The sequence below is a fragment of the Halobacteria archaeon AArc-dxtr1 genome, assembly GCA_025517425.1.
In the GTDB taxonomy this organism is placed as follows: domain Archaea; phylum Halobacteriota; class Halobacteria; order Halobacteriales; family Natrialbaceae; genus Halostagnicola.
In genome coordinates, this window is sequence record JAOPJY010000002.1 from 432,193 (window position 1) to 448,435 (window position 16,243).

The window sequence follows — 16,243 nt, forward strand, 5'->3', positions numbered from 1 at the left end:
CTGGCAGCTGGTGGGATAGCTACGAGCGCTGGACGAGGGGTTCGTACCAGTCGCGGTTCTCGCGGTACCACGCGATGAAGTCGTAGACGCCCGCGACGATCGAGGTCGACGGTTCGTAGCCCAGCAGCGTTGCGGCTTTCGAGATATCCGAATGGGTGTGTTCGGCGTCGCCGGTCCGCCGTGACTCATAGACCGGGTCGAGATCGGGGTCGAGTTCCGCACAGACGGTCTCGGCGAGTTCCTGGATGGTGATCCGGTCCGTACTCCCGACGTTGAGGACCTCGCCGTCGGCGGCGTCGTCGGTGAGCAGCTGGCGGTTGACCCCGACGATATCGTCGACGTGGGTGAAATCACGGGTCTGTTGGCCGTCTCCGTAGATGACCGGCGGGTCGCCGTTGATCGCCCGGGAGACAAAGTTGCTGATCGCCATGTTCGGGCGCATCCGCGGCCCGTAGACGGTGAAGTACCGCAGCGCGACCGTCGGCAGGTCGTGGAGTTCGGAGTACACGCGCGCGAGGTGTTCGCCCGAGAGCTTCGAGACGCCGTAGGGGCTGACCGGCGTCGTCGGATGGGCCTCGTCGTAGGGCAGTGACTCCGGCTTGCCGTAGACCGACGACGAACTCGCGAGGACGACGCGCTCGACGTCGCCCGTGCGAGCCGCTTCGAGGACGTTCAGCGTGCCCATGACGTTGATCTCGGTCGTCTTGTGTGGATCGTCGACGCTCGCACGCACGCCGGCCTGGGCCGCCTGGTGGTAGACGACGTCGGCGTCGGCGACGAGGTCGGCGACCAACTCGCGGTCCCGGACGTCGCCGTCGACGAACGCGTAGCTACCCTCGCCGTCGTCCGCGGCCGTCCGGGCGGCCTCGATCGTGTGGCGCTTGATATCCGTCTCGTAGAACGGGTCGAGATTGTCGAGTGCACAGACGTCGTGGCCGGCCGTGACGAACGCCTCGGCCAGGTGGCCCCCGATGAATCCCGCTCCGCCGGTCACTAAGATCTGCATTGTTGGATAGCGGTTCGTTCTTGCAAGGCTACTTTTATATTCTCATTTTACAGACCGGCGCGAACGAGACACCCCGCCGAGCCCAAAGCCCGTATCGTTTTATCGGTGGCCTGCGCGCCCCCCGGTATGCAACGCGACCTCGGCGTCATGGTGAGCCTCCGGGAGACGCTGCCGTCGTGGCTCGTCGACCTGCTCGCCGTGGTCTCGCTCGCGGGCGATCTCGTGGTGATCCTCCCCCTTCTCGGGATGCTCGTCCTCGCCGACGGTGGCGTCACACTGCGGCGGGCGCGTGCTACCGGCCGCCACGACGGGGCGCTGTGGGCCGCCCGAACGATGACCCTCGTCGCGGTCGTCTTCGGCGGACTCGCGCTGATCGTCCTGGTGAAATCGCTGCTGGCGCTCCCGCGCCCACCCGCCACCTACCACGCCATCGAGCCCAGCGAACACGGCTTCCCGAGCGGGCATACGATGGCGGCGACGGTCTTCTGGGGGGCGCTGGCATGGTGGTGGGCCGGCGGCGGGCTGTCGGGGGCGACAGCGTCCGGGCGCCTCGACTGGCGGGCGCGACTGCAGACCATCCGCTGGCCGGTCGCAGGCGCCATCACACTCCTCGTCGCCCTCGTCGGGCTCTCGCGGCTCGCCCTCGGCGTCCACTACCTTCCGGACGTCCTCACGGCGGTCGTCCTCGGCGTCGCCTATTTGGCGGCGATGGCGTGGCTCGCCCGCGATCGTCCCGCGGTCGCGTTCGCGATCACGCTCGCCATTGCGGCCGGCGCCGTCCTGGCAAGCGGTGCGAGCAGCCGCGCGGTGCTCGCACTCGGCGGGACGGTCGTCACGATCGTCGGCTGGCAGCTCCTGGAGTCGCCGCCGGTGCGGGGGCGGCTGCTCGGTGTGGCTGCCTGAATCCGTACGTTACTCGGGTGCGCGGGCGACGGTCGTGATCGCGACGTCGGGGCTGTACTCGGGCCCCATGAACTTGTGGCGGACGTCCTCGAAGCCGGCCGTTTTGAACATCCGGTCGGCCTCGTACTCGTCGTAAAAGAGCATGATCGCGTCGGCGAGCTTCTCGAGGAGGGTGTTCTCGGGGTTGTTGGGGCCGACGACGAGCACCTGGCCGCCGGGGACGAGCACGCGGCGAAACTCCCGGAGCGCGCGCACGGGGTTGGGCCAGTACTCGATCGAGCCCGACGACCAGAGCACGTCGAAACTGTCCGTCGCAAACGGCAGGCGCTCGGCGTCGCCACGGTGGAAGTGCACCGGCGGCGCCCGTTTCCCGAACTTCTCGTAGGCGTGGCCGAGCTGGTGTTCGCTCTGGTCGAGTGCGTACACTTCGTCGACGTGCTCGAGCAGCCCCGCGGTCCCGAAGCCGGTGCCACAGCCGACGTCGAGGACTCGCATCTCGGGCTCTATGTCGAGGAGGTCGAGTGCCTCCGCGCGCATCTCCTCGTTCCAGATGAAGGGGTTGACCCGGTCGTAGACCGTCGAGAGGTACTTGTAGAACAGCCGCGCCCGCGTCTTGTTCTCGAGGACTCCCATTTCCAGTCCATTTCGGCCCTGGCCAAATATGTGTGCTGATCGCGGGTGTTCGCGGACAGGGCGGCAGCTGAGCCGCCACAGCGGAGCGATCTGATCGTCCGACCCGGGGCCGAGAACCGCCTGCGTTTCGCAACTACCATATACGCGCTCGAGCAAACGACGGCTGAGAAGAGTATGCCGAGGCCAGAGGTTCTTAAACGACTCCAGTCGGCGGAGGAGGAAGCCGACGACATCGTCGCGACCGCAGAGAGCGACCGCGACGAGCGAATCGCCGAGGCCAGAGAGCGTGCCGAGGAGATTCGCACGAGCGCAGAGGCAGAGGCACGTGACCTGAAAGAACGTCGACTCGAGGAGGCACGCGAGGAGATCGATGCGGAGGCAGCCCAAATCCTCGAGCAGGGCGAGCAAGAGCGCGCCGCGCTCGCCGAGCACGCCGACCAGCGTGTCGACGACGTCGTCGACCGCGTCGTCTCCCTGTTCCAGGAGGACGTCCATGCTCAGACCTGAGCAGATGAGCAAGATCTCGGTGACCGGCTCCAAGGGCGTCATGCCCACGGTCATCGAGACGATCCACGACCTGAACGTCGTCCACCTCTCGGATTACGACGGTTCCTGGGCGGGATTCGACAACGGCAACCCGATCGAGGGCGCCGAGGACGCCTCCGAGACGCTGGTGACGGTCCGGGCACTCGAGAGCACGCTCGACCTCGAGCCCGACGAGGCCGTCCCCGGCCGACTCGACGACGACTGGGAGGCCCACTTAGAGGAGATCCGCACCCGGATCAACGAGATCGACGACCGCCGCGGCGAACTCCGCGACCAGAAGCGGCTGGTCGAAGAGGATCTCGAACGGGTCGAACCGTTCGCCACACTCGGGATCGAGCTGGACTTGCTCTCTGGCTACGAGTCGGTCGACGTTCTCGTCGGCGAGGGCTCGCAGACCGAGGTCGAAGCCGCCCTCGACGCCGAGGACGCCATCCGCACGTACGAGACGTTCACCGGCGGCGACGTCGTCGCTATCGTGGCCGCCCCCGAGGGCGACGACCCCGAGGGCATCATCGACGACGCCCTCGTCGGCCTCGAGTTCACCCGCTACGCCGTCCCCGAGACGGAGAAGGCCCCCGAGGCGTACGCCGAGGAGTTACAGTCACGCCTCGACGAGATCGACGAGCAGCTCGCAGCGATCGACGACGAGCTCGAGACGATCAAAGCCGAGGAGGCGGGCTTCCTGCTGCGCATCGAAGAGGAGCTCACCATCGAGGTCCAGCGCGCGGAAGCACCCCTACAGTTTGCGACGACGCGCCGGGCGTTCGTCGCAGAGGGGTGGATCCCCAGCGAGGACTACGACCAGCTCGTCGCCGACCTGCGTGATGCCGTCGGCGAGAGCGTCGAGATCGAAGAGTTAGAGCGCGCGGAGTACGACCGCCACGGCGCGCCCACCCACGCCGCCCCCGTCGCCGACGAGGGTGGCTCAGCGGTCGACGAGGCGGGCGACGAGGAGAGCGAGCGCGAGGCGCCAAAAGCCGCCACCGACGGCGGGACGACGACCGGCCACGGCGACGAGACCGTGACGATGGACGACGATCCGCCGGTCGTCCTCGACAACCTCACGCCGGCCAAACCGTTCGAGCTGATGGTCAAGATGGTCAGCCAGCCCAAGTACAAGGAGCTCGATCCGACGCTGCTTGTCTTCTTGACCTTCCCCTTTGCGTTCGGCTTCATGATCGGGGACATCGGCTACGGCATCCTCTACATGGCGATGGGGTGGGCCTGTTACCAGTTCGACTCCAACGCGATGCAGGCGATCGGTTCGATCGCGGTCTGGGCGGGCGGCTTCACCGTCATCTTCGGCTATCTGTTCGACGATATCTTCGGCGTCCACATGGCCGACCTCGGGCTCGAGTTCCTCCCGCTTGCGGGCGTGCTCAGTAAGGGGATTCAGACCGTCGAGTGGGTGCTCCTGTGGGCGATCGTGAGCATCGTCTTCGGCCTGGTCCATCTCAACCTCGGGCTGATTATGGGCTTCGTCAACGAGCTCAATCACGGGCTGAAAGCCGCGATCATGGAGAAGGGCTCCTGGCTGCTCGCGCTGAACGGGCTGTTCCTCTGGATCTTCAGCCATCCCGACGCGGGATCGATGGGGCTGGGAACGGACCTGACGGCCGCGGAGTACAAACCCGACTTCTTCGTCGGGACCAGTGAGGAGGCGGTCCTCTACGAGTTCGTCGGCTTCGCCGGCATTCCGGAGGTCGTCGGCCTCCTCGGCCTCGCCGCGTTCGCCGTCGGCTTCGTGATGGTCGCCGCCGCCGAGGGGATCGCCGGGGTCGCCGAGACGCCGGCGTGGGCGTTCGGTCACGTCCTCTCGTACCTGCGAATCGTCGCCGTCTTGCTGGCGAAGGGTGTGATGGCGTTCGTCGTCAACCTGCTCGTCTTCGGCGCCTACGAGGCGCCCGACGGCTACATGTACTTCGACATCCCCGGCGTCGGCGCCGAGAACATCGCCGGCACCACCGAGCTCACGACGCAGTTCGTGGGGCTCATCCACCTGGGAGACAACGTCGTGGTCTCGGCCATCGCGATCGTGGCCGCGATCCTGGTGTTCGTCGTCGGCCACATCGTGGTCTTGCTGCTGGGCATCACCGCAGCGGGCATCCAGATGCTCCGCCTCGAATACGTGGAGTTCTTCCAGAAGTTCTACGAGGGTGGTGGCGAAGAGTACGAACCGTTCGGGAAAGAACGCACTCACACCGCCGACTAACCGACGAATCCACACTTTTTGCGCTCGTCTCTGCACACCGGGACGAGTCCGCGCGGCATCGACGACCGACCGCCAGAGTTTTGAATCCACAAATCCGCCGTAGAGTGGCCTGAGGGCCGATAAGACGGCTTAGCTGTGTCGAATTCTTTCGGGAGATTTATAGGGGCCGCGTGGCGAGGATAGCCTGTTCGAAGCGGTTGAACGACACAGAGGGCTAACTTAGACATGACAGGAATTGAACTTGCCGACGTCGTACTGCAGAACGGAGAGACTATCGTCGAGGAGTCGCCGTTCCTCACTGACTACGGTGCTGCGGCGATCGCCGTCGGACTGGCGGCACTCGCATCGGGATACGCAGAGCGGGGAATCGGTGCCGCCGCGGTCGGCGCCGTCGCCGAGGACCGCGACATGCTGATCCCGGGGATCATCCTGACGGTGCTGCCGGAGACGCTCGTGATCTTCGCGCTGCTCATCGTCATCCTCGCGCTGTAAGCGCCGCTTTTCTTACCAATGAGTTTGGACACAGTCGTTGAAGATATTCGAGAAGAGGCCCACGCGCGTGCGGAGGACATCCGCGCCGAGGGCGAAGCCCGCGCCGAAGAGATCGAGGCGGCGGCCGAGGAGGACGCCGCAGAGATCACAGAGCGCGCAGAGCGCGAGGTCGATCGCGAGATCGAGCAGCTTCGCGAACAGCGACTCTCCAGTGCGAAACTGGAGGCGAAACAGAAGCGCCTGGAGGCCCGCCGTGACGTACTCGGCGACGTCCGCGACGCGGCCGAAGACGCCATCGAGGACCTCGAGGGCGACACCCGCGAGGAGCTCACTCGGGAGCTACTCGACGCCGCCAGCGTCGAGTTCGACGCGGGAGACGACGTCCGCGTCTACGGCAGCGCCGCCGATCAGGAGCTACTCGAGACGATCGTCGCCGACTACGACGGCTACAGCGTCGCCGGCGAGTACGACTGTCTCGGCGGCGTCGTCGTCGAGAGCGAGGCCTCCCGAGTCCGCGTGAACAACACGTTCGACTCGGTCCTCGCCGACGTCTGGGAGGAGAACCTCCGGGCGATCAGCGACGACCTCTTCGAGCAATGACCACAGGCGTTTCCACGGGTACGGTGTGGCTCGACCGAACCGCCGCGACCGCCGGCCAGGCGGGGTGGTCGCCGTGAGCGCAGGCGCCGGCGCCTCGAACCCCGAGTACGTCAACGCCCGCGTCCGCTCTCGGCGCGCCGCGCTGTTCGCCGACGAGGAGTACCGGAAGCTGATCCGGATGGGGCCAAGCGGTATCGCCCGGTTCATGGAAGAGTCGGAGTACGAAAACGAGATCAACCGGCTCGGCACCCGGTTTTCGGGCGTCGACCTGATCGAGTACGCACTCAACCAGAATCTCGCCCGCCACTTCGACGACTTGCTCGACTGGGCGGACGGTCGCGTCTACGATCGGATCGCGCGCTATCTCCGGAAGTTCGACGTCTGGAACGTCAAGACGATCATCCGGGGGATCTACACCGAGACGCCGACCGAGGAGGTCCAGACCGACCTCATCCGGGCCGGCGAACTCGACGATGCGACGATCGATCGCCTGCTCGAGGTCGACGCGATCGACGACGCCATCGAGGTGCTCACCGGGACGATCTTCTACGAGCCGCTCTTCGAGGCCCACCAGGAGTTCGAAGAGACCGGCGTACTCGTCCCCCTAGAGAACGCCCTCGACCGGGCCTTTTACGAGCGCCTGCTCGAGGATCTGGGGCGGCCACAGGACGGCCCGAGTGCGCTGTACGTCGAGTTCCTCCAGGCCGAGATCGACTTCCGGAACGCCCGGAACGCCCTCCGGCTGGCCCGCAGCGGGGCCGACCTCGATCCGGCGGAGTACTACATCGACGGCGGGGTCCTGTTCGACCGAAGCGAGCTCTCGCGGCTGGTCGGCGACTACGACGAACTGGTCGACCACATCGCCGAGAGCAGCCAGTACGGCGACCGGCTCTCGACGGCGCTCTCGCGACTGCGCGAGGCCGAGAGCCTTATCCAGTTCGAGCACGCACTCGACGCCGCGTTGCTCGAGTACGCAGACCGGCTCTCGAGCATCTACCCCGTCTCGATCTCGGCGGTGCTGTCGTACATCCTCGCGAAAGAACGCGAGGTCGAGAACATCCGCGCGATCGCGCGTGGCCGTGAGGTCGGCCTCACCGAGACCGAGATCGAAGAGGAGCTGGTGATCCTATGAGTCAGGAAATCGCTGTCGTCGGCAGCCCCGAGTTCACGACCGGCTTTCGCCTCGCAGGCGTCAGTCGCTTCGAGAACGTGCCAGACGACGCAAAGGGAGAAGACTTAGACGACGCCGTCACGAACGTCCTCGACGACGACGGCGTCGGGATCGTCGTCATGCACGACGACGACCTCGAGTACCTCTCGCGGAACGTCCGCGGCGAGGTCGAAACGAGCGTCGAGCCGGTCGTCGTCACCATCGGCAGCGGAACCGGTGGCGGCGGGCTGCGCGGCCAGATCAAGCGGGCGATCGGTATCGACCTGATGGACGAGGACGGAGACAACGAGTAACATATGAGCCAGGCAGAAGACACCGAGGCCGCCCAATCGGGCGGCGTCATCGAAAGCGTGAGCGGTCCGGTCGTGACCGCCGCGGACCTCGACGCCCGGATGAACGACGTCGTTTACGTCGGCGACGAAGGGCTGATGGGCGAGGTCATCGAGATCGAAGGGAACCTGACCACGATTCAGGTGTACGAGGAGACCTCCGGCGTCGGGCCGGGCGAACCCGTCGAGAACACGGGCGAGCCACTGAGCGTCGACCTCGGACCCGGTATGCTGGACTCCATCTACGACGGCGTCCAGCGCCCCCTCGACGAACTCGAGGCGAAGATGGAGTCTGCGTTCCTCGATCGGGGCGTCGACGCCCCCGGCATCGACCTGGAGAAAGAGTGGGAGTTTACCCCCACCGTCTCCGAGGGCGACGCCGTCGAACCGGGCGACGTCATCGGTGAGGTCCCCGAGACCGAGAGCATCACCCACAAGGTGATGGTGCCGCCGGACTACGAGGGCGGCGAGATCACGTCGATCGAGTCGGGCGCGTTCACCGTCGAGGAGGTCATCGCCGAGCTCTCCTCGGGCGAGGAGATCACGATGCACCAGGAGTGGCCGGTGCGCGAAGCCCGTCCCGCAGAGGAGAAACAGACGCCGACGATTCCGCTGGTATCGGGCCAGCGGATCCTCGACGGCCTGTTCCCGATCGCGAAAGGCGGGACCGCAGCGATCCCGGGTCCCTTTGGCTCCGGGAAGACGGTCACCCAACACCAGCTCGCGAAGTGGGCCGACGCGGACATCGTCGTCTACGTCGGCTGTGGCGAGCGTGGCAACGAGATGACGGAGGTCATCGAGGACTTCCCGGAGCTGGAAGACCCCCAGACCGGGAAGCCGCTCATGTCCCGGACGTGTCTCATCGCGAATACGTCGAACATGCCCGTCGCCGCGCGTGAGTCCTGTATCTACACCGGGATCACCATCGCGGAGTACTTCCGCGACATGGGCTACGACGTCGCGCTGATGGCCGACTCCACCTCGCGGTGGGCCGAGGCCATGCGTGAGATTTCGAGCCGACTCGAGGAGATGCCCGGCGAGGAGGGCTACCCGGCCTACCTCGCAGCCTCGCTGTCGGAGTTCTACGAGCGCGCAGGCCTCTTCGAGAACATCAACGGCACGCAGGGCTCGGTGTCGGTCATCGGGGCGGTCTCGCCGCCGGGCGGCGACTTCTCCGAACCCGTTACGCAGAACACCCTGCGCATCGTCAAGACGTTCTGGGCGCTCGACGCGGACCTCGCCGAACGGCGACACTTCCCCTCGATCAACTGGAACGAGTCGTACTCGCTGTACCGCCAGCAGTTAGATCCGTGGTTCGTCGAGAACGTCGCCGAAGACTGGCCGGAAGTGCGCCAGTGGGCCGTCGACGTCTTAGACGAAGAAGACGAACTGCAGGAGATCGTCCAGCTCGTCGGCAAGGACGCGCTGCCCGAAGACCAGCAGCTCACGCTCGAGGTCGCGCGCTACCTGCGTGAGTCCTGGCTCCAGCAGAACGCCTTCCACGACGTCGACACCTACTGCGATCCGAAGAAGACCTACCGGATGCTCCAGGCGATCCGGACGTTCAACGACGAGGCGTTCAACGCCTTAGATGCCGGCGTCCCCGTCGAGGAGATCGCCGACGTCGACGCAGCACCCCAGCTCAACCGGATGGGCGTCGCCGAGGAGTGGAACGAGTTCATCGACGACCTCGAGGACGACCTCGCAGAACAGATCCGGAGTCTGTACTAGAACCATGAAGGAATACCAAACGATTACGGAAGTCAGCGGTCCGCTGGTGTTCGCCGAGGTCGACGAGCCCGTCGGCTACGACGAGATCGTCGAGATCGAGACCCCCGACGGCGAGACGCTGCGCGGCCAGGTACTGGAGTCGAGTGAGGGACTCGTCTCGATCCAGGTCTTCGAAGGGACGGGCGGTATCGACCGCAACGCTTCGGTCCGATTCTTAGGCGAGACGATGAAGATGCCCGTCACCGAGGACCTGCTCGGACGGGTGTTAGACGGCTCGGGGAACCCGATCGACGGCGGCCCCGATATCGTCCCCGAATCGCGCGAAGACATCGTCGGCGAGGCGATCAACCCGTTCTCCCGAGAGTACCCCGAGGAGTTCATCCAGACGGGCGTCTCCGGGATCGACGGCATGAACACGCTCGTGCGCGGCCAGAAGCTCCCGATCTTCTCGGGCTCGGGCCTGCCACACAACGACCTCGCACTCCAGATCGCCCGCCAGGCGACGGTGCCAGAGGAAGACGAGGGTGACGACGACGACGAGGACGGCTCGGAGTTCGCCGTCATCTTCGGCGCGATGGGGATCACCCAGGAGGAGGCAAACGAGTTCATGCAGGACTTCGAGCGCACCGGTGCGCTCGAACGCTCCGTCGTCTTCATGAACCTCGCGGACGACCCCGCCGTCGAGCGGACGGTCACGCCGCGCCTCGCCCTGACGACGGCGGAGTACCTCGCCTTCGAGAAGGATTACCACGTGCTCGTCATCCTCACGGACATCACGAACTACTGTGAGGCGCTGCGCGAGATCGGCGCCGCCCGCGAGGAGGTGCCGGGTCGCCGTGGCTACCCCGGCTACATGTACACCGACCTGGCCCAGCTCTACGAGCGGGCGGGTCGTCTCAAGGATCGCGACGGCTCGGTCACGCAGATTCCGATCCTGACGATGCCCGGCGACGACGACACCCACCCGATTCCCGACCTGACGGGGTACATCACGGAGGGCCAGATCGTGATGGACCGCGACCTGAACAGTCAGGGGATCGAGCCGCCGATCAACGTCCTCCCAAGCCTCTCGCGGCTGATGGACGACGGGATCGGCGAGGGGCTCACCCGCGAAGACCACGCCGACGTCTCCGACCAGATGTACGCGGCGTACGCGGAGGGTGAGGACCTCCGGGACCTCGTCAACATCGTCGGCCGCGAAGCGCTCTCAGAGCGGGACAACAAGTTCCTCGACTTCGCCGACCGCTTCGAGACCGAGTTCGTCCAGCAGGGGTACGACACCAACCGGACGATCGAGGAGACCTTAGAGATCGGCTGGGACCTGCTCTCGATGCTGCCCAAAGAGGAGCTCAACCGGATCGACGAGGAGCTCATCGCGGAGCACTACCGCGAAGACGAGGAAGAAGCCGAAGCCGTCCAGGCCGACTAACTCGACCGCTCGACGATTTTTTCGCGCCGCAAGTGGGACGCCAGCGCAGCGACGACGGCTTCAATCGCCTTTTAGGTACGTAGCCGCTATGAGGGGTATGAGCGACTCATCTGAGGTTCCGGATCGCGTGCCGACGCCCTGTCCGTCGTGCTCGCCGGAGCTCGACACCGTCCACGAAGTGTTGACCACCGGCGGCGGCCACCTGACCGTCCGCTGTGGGGAGTGTGGCCACGTCCACAAGGTCCAGCCCGAGACCGAACGCGAAGTCACCCTCGACGTCGTCGTCTCCCAGGGGGGCGACTCGTTCAGCGCGAACGTGACGACACCCGCCGACGAACGGATCGAAACCGGCGACGAGTTCCTCTTAGAGACCGAGGAAGTGCTCGCGACGGTGCGGGTGACGAGTCTCGAACTCGACGGCCACCGCCGCCGCGAGGCCGCCGACGTCGACGACATCGAGACCGTCTGGACCCGCGAGGTCGACAACGTCGCCGTCGACGTCACCGTCCACCCGAAAGACGGCACCCACGACGACAGCGAGAGCCTGACGCTGCACGTCCCTGGCGACGAGGAGTTCGTCGTCGGCGAGGTACGCACAGCCGGCGACGAGGAGTTCGAAGTCGACGCCTTCGTCGTCCGCGACGACGCGACCGGCTACGATCGCGACCGCTTCGAGATGGAGGGCGACAGCGTCCCCGCAAAGGACCTCCAGCGCGTCTACGCCTACGACCAGACGAGCAGCGCCTGGTCGGCCTGGTAGCCGGGGTCCGGTCGGCACGCGACGGCGGCGGACCCCCCGTCCGGTCGTCCCCCACCACACACAGCTTCAGGCACAGAAGCTGTGGGATTTACGTTTTATCGGGTAGAACGAAGCGAGTGTCATGGGCGAGGAGTGTGACGCTGGAGCCATCGGCGCTGTCCTCGCAGACGACGTCGCCCGGGCGATCCTCGTACACACGCAGACCGACGCCCTCTCGGCCAGCGCACTCGCCGACCGATGTGAGGTCTCCGAGGTGACGATCTATCGGCGCCTCGAGACGCTGCGCGAACACGACCTCGTTACCGAAGCGACCGTTCCCGACCGCGACGGCCACCACTACAAGACCTACCGCGCGAACCTCCACCGACTCACGGTGGCTCTCACCGACGACGGGTTCTCACTGGACGTCGAGCGACGGGAAACCCCGGCCGATCGGTTCACCACCTTAATAGAGGAGATGTAACCATGACACTCCAGACACCGTCTCTCGAACTGACGTTCGAACTCGCCGTACAGTGGACGCTCATCGCCGTCCTCACCGCCATGGGACTCGCCATCATCCTGATCGCGTTCCGTGGGTACCGACGCAATCGGAGCCGGCCGATGCTGTTTATCGCGCTCGGGTTCGCTGCGATCGTGCTTCCGGAAGTGCTCGTCCTCATCGTCTCCGTGTTCGTCGAGCAGATTCCGGAGTTCCTGGCGATCACCACGATTCAGCTGACGAACGTCTTCGCCTTTGCCTGCATCCTGTACGCGATCACGATGGAGCCGTAGTCGGCCGGGGGCGAGGGAGCAGGCGAGAGGTTGATTAGCGTCGCCCCGATACGACGGCCATGGATCCGGCGGTACTGCGCGAGGATATGGTCGACGGGCTGGAGTCGTCGGCGAAAAATGTCCTCACGGACGAGACGGTCGCGGTCGCCATGCGCGAGGTGCCGCGTCACGCGTTCGTCGACGACCCCCGGGTGGCCTACGCCGACCGGGACGTCTCACACCTGGGGACGCGCGTGCTCGCGCCCAGCACCGCGGCGCGGCTGCTCCAGGCGCTTGCCGTCCGACCGGGAGACGCCGTGCTGATCGTCGGCGCGGGCGTCGGCTACACCGCCGCAGTCGCCGCCGAGATTACGGGAGCCGCGAACGTCCACGCGGTCGATATCGCCAGACCGGTCGTCCACGAGGCGCGGACGAACCTGGCACAGGCGGGCTACGGCGGTGTCTTCGTCGACCGCCGCGACGGTGCGGCGGGGCTGCCGGAGTACGCCCCGTTCGATCGCATTCTCCTCGAGGCCGCCGTCGTCACCCCGCCACAGGCACTGCAGCGACAGCTAGCCGACGACGGCCGCCTCGTCTATCCGCGACTGGCGGACGGACAGCAACTCGTCGTGAGCGGCGCCGACGGCGAAGCCGAGTCGCTCGCGACGGTGTCGTTCGACCCGCTGCTCGTCGATGGCGAGCAGGCGGGAGCGATCGAACGAAACCGAACCGATCGGGAAGAGCGTGAGCGGGCCGACAGAGACGCCCAGCGTCGCCGTGGCTGGGAGCTCGACTGGATCGAGTGGGACTAGCCGACTGCGAGACCAACGGCTTGCGCGTGTGAAAGGGGTTAGGGGGAAAGGGGGGATGGCGACAGCCGGTTGCAGATCGCCAGCAGTTGGTATGGGCCGACTCGAAGTAAGGCCAGTTGCTACGTGAATAGTGTACTTGTCGAGACCATTCTAATTGTTTAGATCCGGGTCGAGCGCTATCGAGACCAGCTTTCGTTCGGCCGCCCGGAGATGGTAGTGATAGGTTGGCGGTGAGACGTCGAGCGCTGCGGCCAGCTCCTCGCCCGTGCTGTCGCGGGGCCACTCGAAGAAGCCGCTGTAGTGGGCCGCTTTCAGCGCTTCGAGTTGCCTGTCGGTCAGCCGGTCGACGAGCCGGCTGTCGAGTGGCGCCGGCGGCGCGCTGGTCCGCTCGCGACGAGCGCGCAGTTCGGTCTCGGGATAGGCGGTCTGAATCGATTCGACCACCGTCCGGGTATCGACCTGACGGGAGAGTTCGAGGACGATATCGGCGCCCGCCGGGGTCGCTGTCACACCACGCAAGCGAACGTCACGCGTCCCAACCACCTCGAGCAGCGGCGTGGCTGCGACCGTCAGCTCGAGGACCGAGCCATCGTCGTGCTCGGTGTGGACCGACGCGGCCTCCAGCGTCGCCCACTCCGCGACGATCGCGTCGAGCTCCGTGACCGGGGGGCCATCGACGGTCACGAAGAGGACAATGGCCTCGTCACTCCGCTCGACGACGCCCTGAACCGAGAGCCGAGCGTCGAGCCGGCGAGCGAGACGGGTCAACAGCAGGCGGTCGTCGGGACAGGCGAGTTCGATCTCGGTCCGCGTGTCGGCGACCATCGCGCGGGTTCGTTCGACCGAGCGGATGGCGAACCCGATCATCTCCCCGAGTTCGGCGAGGACCGCCCGCTCGTCCTCGTCGATCGAATCTACGCCGCCGGCGTGGACGAACAGCACACCATAGTAGCGGTCGCCGTCGGTCACCGGGATCGCAAGCACCGTCTGAAACCCGTACGTGAGCGCCTCGGTTCGCCGATCGTCCCAGCGATCGTCGTCGAGGACGTCCCGGACGACGACGGGCTGCTCATCGGCGAGTGTCGCTCGCGCCGTCGCGACCTCGGGGACGGCCGCTCCGTCCTCGCGAATCCGGTCGATGTACGTCGCGTCGACGCCGGCCCAGGCCGCCGGGCGGGGTGGGTCGGCTGCCGTCGACGCCAGCCAGGCGAACCGGTAGCGGTCAGTGTCCGCGAGCCGATCGCAGACGATCGATTCGATCTCGTCGCGAGCGGACGCCCCCGCGATCCCGTGATTGATGCGCCTGGCGATCTCGTTGACGTGGTTGAGTCGGGTCAACGCCTCGTTTTTGGCCGTCAGAGACCGGTCGTGATCGCGCAACAGCGCCTCGCGCTCGGCCCGGTCGAGGGCGGCCTCGGTGTTCGCCGCCAGGATGTGACAGAGCTCGCGCATCGACTCGTCGAACCCGTCGACCGACGTGGCACCGGCGACGAGAATGCCGTGACTCCCCAGCGGGACGCGCAACTCACTGCGGAAAAACGACCGAGGGTCGGCGTCGTCTGTCTCGACGTCCGGCCGGTAGACGCTCTCGCCGTCGGAGAAGGCCGTCCAGATCGGCCCCTCGCCGCGCGCGACGGCATCGGCCCGGCCCGCCGACCGCGCGTCGTCGGTCGTGGCGACGACCTCGAGCCGTCCGTCGGCGGGCTCGAACGCGTACGCGCGGACGAACGGCACGTCGAGAACGTCGGTCGCCGTCTCGACGGCCGTGCGGTAGATTTCGGTTTTGGTGCCGGCCCGGAGCAGGTCGCGGGTCGTCTCGTGGAGCGCCGCCAGCGTCCGCTCGTAGCGGCGCTCGTTTTCACGCAGCGCCGCCTCAGTTCGGTAGTTGGTGACCGCGTTGACGATCTGGTTGGCCAGCAGCGCGTACTGCTCCTCGTCGCGGCCCTTGCGAACGTACTGGGTGACGCCGGCAGCGATCGCCTCGCTGGCGACCGCCTCCGAGCCCCGGCCGGTAAAGAGGATAAACGGGAGCTCTGGATCCGAGTCGCGGACCGCGTCGAGCAGGTCGAGCCCCGTCAGCTCGGGCATCTCGTAGTCGCTGACGATGCAGTCGACGCCGCCGTCGTCGAGGAGCGCGAGTGCAGCCTCGGGTCGGGTAAGCGACTCGGCGACGAGACAGTCGCGCTCGCGTTCGAGCATCGAGGCGACGAGATCGGCCAGTCCCGGCTCGTTGTCGACGACGAGGACGGTGATCGGCTCGGTCATCCGTTTCGAACCCGTGCGACGGTGAGAGACGCCACCGCCACGAATCGATCGGTTCTGACGACAGTCATATGATCCGATACACGTAGGACTACTAAACGATTAGGACACTGTTCAAGTCGGAGCTAACTACTTCCGTAGTCGGGGATCGGAAAGTCACGGGATCGGGGATGGCGGAGTCGCGAGATCGCGGGCGGCGCAGATTTATATACGAATTCGCGGCCAAGCGGGGCATGGACCGCACAACAGTTGCGCGACGAACGGTTCTTCGAAGCATCGGTGCCGTCGGTCTCGGGCTGGGTGCTGTCGGCAGCGCCGGCGCATCGAGAACGCCCGACGAACAGGCGACGGCGGTCTGTGACGACCGACCACCGGTCCCGACGGCGGTCGCAAACCGTCCGGGCGCGTACGTGGCGACGGTCGACCGCGTCGTCGACGGCGCCCACGTCGTGATCCTCCTCGAAGAAGACGGGCGAACCGTCGACCAGCTCGTCCTTCCGGCCGCGGAGTATCCGTGTCTGGCCGAACGCGACCGGCTGCTCGTGGTGCTCGACGACCGGGAACCAATCTGGATCCGGCGGCTTCGAGAGCCCTGAGGCCGCCG

At 66.3% G+C, this 16,243-nt stretch carries 17 protein-coding genes; 14 read left to right on the forward strand and 3 right to left on the reverse strand.

Annotated elements, in window-relative coordinates; all coding sequences use genetic code 11:
• Positions 1-19: 19 nt before the first annotated feature.
• Positions 20-1,006, reverse strand: a complete 987-nt coding sequence (locus tag OB905_10965; protein ID MCU4926497.1) for a GDP-mannose 4,6-dehydratase — start codon at positions 1,004-1,006, stop codon at positions 20-22.
• Between the two features lie 126 nt (positions 1,007-1,132).
• Here OB905_10965 and OB905_10970 point away from each other — a divergent pair, with 126 nt between their 5' ends.
• Positions 1,133-1,909, forward strand: a complete 777-nt coding sequence (locus OB905_10970; protein ID MCU4926498.1) for a phosphatase PAP2 family protein — start codon at positions 1,133-1,135, stop codon at positions 1,907-1,909.
• A 9-nt stretch (positions 1,910-1,918) separates the two neighbouring features.
• Here the strand turns inward: OB905_10970 and OB905_10975 are convergent, their stop codons facing one another.
• The gene (locus OB905_10975; protein MCU4926499.1) at positions 1,919-2,542 is read right to left on the reverse strand and encodes a methyltransferase domain-containing protein; all 624 of its coding nucleotides are present in this window, start codon (positions 2,540-2,542) and stop codon (positions 1,919-1,921) included.
• Between the two features lie 174 nt (positions 2,543-2,716).
• Here OB905_10975 and ahaH point away from each other — a divergent pair, with 174 nt between their 5' ends.
• From ahaH to OB905_11035, 12 genes are all read left to right on the forward strand, one after another.
• Positions 2,717-3,049 carry an ATP synthase archaeal subunit H gene (gene ahaH / locus OB905_10980; protein MCU4926500.1) on the forward strand — a complete coding sequence of 111 codons (333 nt, stop codon included), beginning with the start codon at positions 2,717-2,719 and terminating at the stop codon, positions 3,047-3,049.
• On the forward strand, positions 3,036-5,300 hold the full coding sequence (locus OB905_10985) for a V-type ATP synthase subunit I (protein ID MCU4926501.1): 2,265 nt from the start codon (positions 3,036-3,038) through the stop codon (positions 5,298-5,300). Before ahaH ends, OB905_10985 begins: the two co-directional genes overlap by 14 nt.
• Before the next feature lie 225 nt (positions 5,301-5,525).
• A complete protein-coding gene (locus tag OB905_10990) occupies positions 5,526-5,792 on the forward strand; it encodes a hypothetical protein (protein ID MCU4926502.1) in 267 nt (88 codons plus the stop codon).
• Positions 5,793-5,810: 18 nt separating this feature from the next.
• The gene (locus OB905_10995) at positions 5,811-6,392 is read left to right on the forward strand and encodes a V-type ATP synthase subunit E (GenBank protein ID MCU4926503.1); all 582 of its coding nucleotides are present in this window, start codon (positions 5,811-5,813) and stop codon (positions 6,390-6,392) included.
• Positions 6,393-6,465: 73 nt separating this feature from the next.
• Entirely contained in the window at positions 6,466-7,524 is a 1,059-nt protein-coding gene (locus OB905_11000; GenBank protein ID MCU4926504.1) for a V-type ATP synthase subunit C, read from the forward strand.
• Positions 7,521-7,856, forward strand: a complete 336-nt coding sequence (locus tag OB905_11005; GenBank protein MCU4926505.1) for a V-type ATP synthase subunit F — start codon at positions 7,521-7,523, stop codon at positions 7,854-7,856. The genes OB905_11000 and OB905_11005 overlap by 4 nt, the downstream gene beginning before the upstream one ends.
• Before the next feature lie 3 nt (positions 7,857-7,859).
• Positions 7,860-9,623, forward strand: a complete 1,764-nt coding sequence (locus OB905_11010) for an ATP synthase subunit A (GenBank protein MCU4926506.1) — start codon at positions 7,860-7,862, stop codon at positions 9,621-9,623.
• A gap of 4 nt (positions 9,624-9,627) precedes the next feature.
• Positions 9,628-11,052: an ATP synthase subunit B gene (locus OB905_11015; protein ID MCU4926507.1), complete on the forward strand. Its 1,425-nt coding sequence runs from the start codon at positions 9,628-9,630 to the stop codon at positions 11,050-11,052.
• Between the two features lie 97 nt (positions 11,053-11,149).
• Positions 11,150-11,812, forward strand: a complete 663-nt coding sequence (locus OB905_11020) for an HVO_0476 family zinc finger protein (protein MCU4926508.1) — start codon at positions 11,150-11,152, stop codon at positions 11,810-11,812.
• A gap of 121 nt (positions 11,813-11,933) precedes the next feature.
• The gene (locus tag OB905_11025) at positions 11,934-12,275 is read left to right on the forward strand and encodes a helix-turn-helix domain-containing protein (protein MCU4926509.1); all 342 of its coding nucleotides are present in this window, start codon (positions 11,934-11,936) and stop codon (positions 12,273-12,275) included.
• Between the two features lie 2 nt (positions 12,276-12,277).
• Positions 12,278-12,586 (forward strand): DUF5985 family protein, encoded by a 309-nt coding sequence (locus OB905_11030; protein ID MCU4926510.1) that lies wholly within the window; start codon positions 12,278-12,280, stop codon positions 12,584-12,586.
• A 59-nt stretch (positions 12,587-12,645) separates the two neighbouring features.
• Positions 12,646-13,377, forward strand: a complete 732-nt coding sequence (locus tag OB905_11035; GenBank protein MCU4926511.1) for a protein-L-isoaspartate O-methyltransferase — start codon at positions 12,646-12,648, stop codon at positions 13,375-13,377.
• Positions 13,378-13,527: 150 nt separating this feature from the next.
• Here the strand turns inward: OB905_11035 and OB905_11040 are convergent, their stop codons facing one another.
• Positions 13,528-15,642, reverse strand: coding sequence for a GAF domain-containing protein (locus OB905_11040; GenBank protein MCU4926512.1), 2,115 nt, complete (start codon positions 15,640-15,642; stop codon positions 13,528-13,530).
• Between the two features lie 230 nt (positions 15,643-15,872).
• On the opposite strand from OB905_11040, the gene OB905_11045 reads away from it, so the two are divergent.
• A complete protein-coding gene (locus tag OB905_11045; protein ID MCU4926513.1) occupies positions 15,873-16,235 on the forward strand; it encodes a hypothetical protein in 363 nt (120 codons plus the stop codon).
• The last annotated feature ends 8 nt before the right edge of the window (positions 16,236-16,243 follow it).

Coding starts and splice junctions, on each gene's coding strand:
- OB905_11030 (MCU4926510.1), top strand. CDS start 12,278: ATGACACTCCAGACACCGTCTCTCGAACTGACGTTCGAACTCGCCGTA.
- OB905_11020 (MCU4926508.1), top strand. CDS start 11,150: ATGAGCGACTCATCTGAGGTTCCGGATCGCGTGCCGACGCCCTGTCCG.
- OB905_10965 (MCU4926497.1), bottom strand. CDS start 1,006: ATGCAGATCTTAGTGACCGGCGGAGCGGGATTCATCGGGGGCCACCTG.
- OB905_10975 (MCU4926499.1), bottom strand. CDS start 2,542: ATGGGAGTCCTCGAGAACAAGACGCGGGCGCGGCTGTTCTACAAGTAC.
- OB905_10995 (MCU4926503.1), top strand. CDS start 5,811: ATGAGTTTGGACACAGTCGTTGAAGATATTCGAGAAGAGGCCCACGCG.
- OB905_10990 (MCU4926502.1), top strand. CDS start 5,526: ATGACAGGAATTGAACTTGCCGACGTCGTACTGCAGAACGGAGAGACT.
- OB905_11015 (MCU4926507.1), top strand. CDS start 9,628: ATGAAGGAATACCAAACGATTACGGAAGTCAGCGGTCCGCTGGTGTTC.
- OB905_11025 (MCU4926509.1), top strand. CDS start 11,934: ATGGGCGAGGAGTGTGACGCTGGAGCCATCGGCGCTGTCCTCGCAGAC.
- OB905_10985 (MCU4926501.1), top strand. CDS start 3,036: ATGCTCAGACCTGAGCAGATGAGCAAGATCTCGGTGACCGGCTCCAAG.
- OB905_10970 (MCU4926498.1), top strand. CDS start 1,133: ATGCAACGCGACCTCGGCGTCATGGTGAGCCTCCGGGAGACGCTGCCG.
- ahaH (MCU4926500.1), top strand. CDS start 2,717: ATGCCGAGGCCAGAGGTTCTTAAACGACTCCAGTCGGCGGAGGAGGAA.
- OB905_11005 (MCU4926505.1), top strand. CDS start 7,521: ATGAGTCAGGAAATCGCTGTCGTCGGCAGCCCCGAGTTCACGACCGGC.
- OB905_11040 (MCU4926512.1), bottom strand. CDS start 15,642: ATGACCGAGCCGATCACCGTCCTCGTCGTCGACAACGAGCCGGGACTG.
- OB905_11010 (MCU4926506.1), top strand. CDS start 7,860: ATGAGCCAGGCAGAAGACACCGAGGCCGCCCAATCGGGCGGCGTCATC.
- OB905_11035 (MCU4926511.1), top strand. CDS start 12,646: ATGGATCCGGCGGTACTGCGCGAGGATATGGTCGACGGGCTGGAGTCG.
- OB905_11045 (MCU4926513.1), top strand. CDS start 15,873: ATGGACCGCACAACAGTTGCGCGACGAACGGTTCTTCGAAGCATCGGT.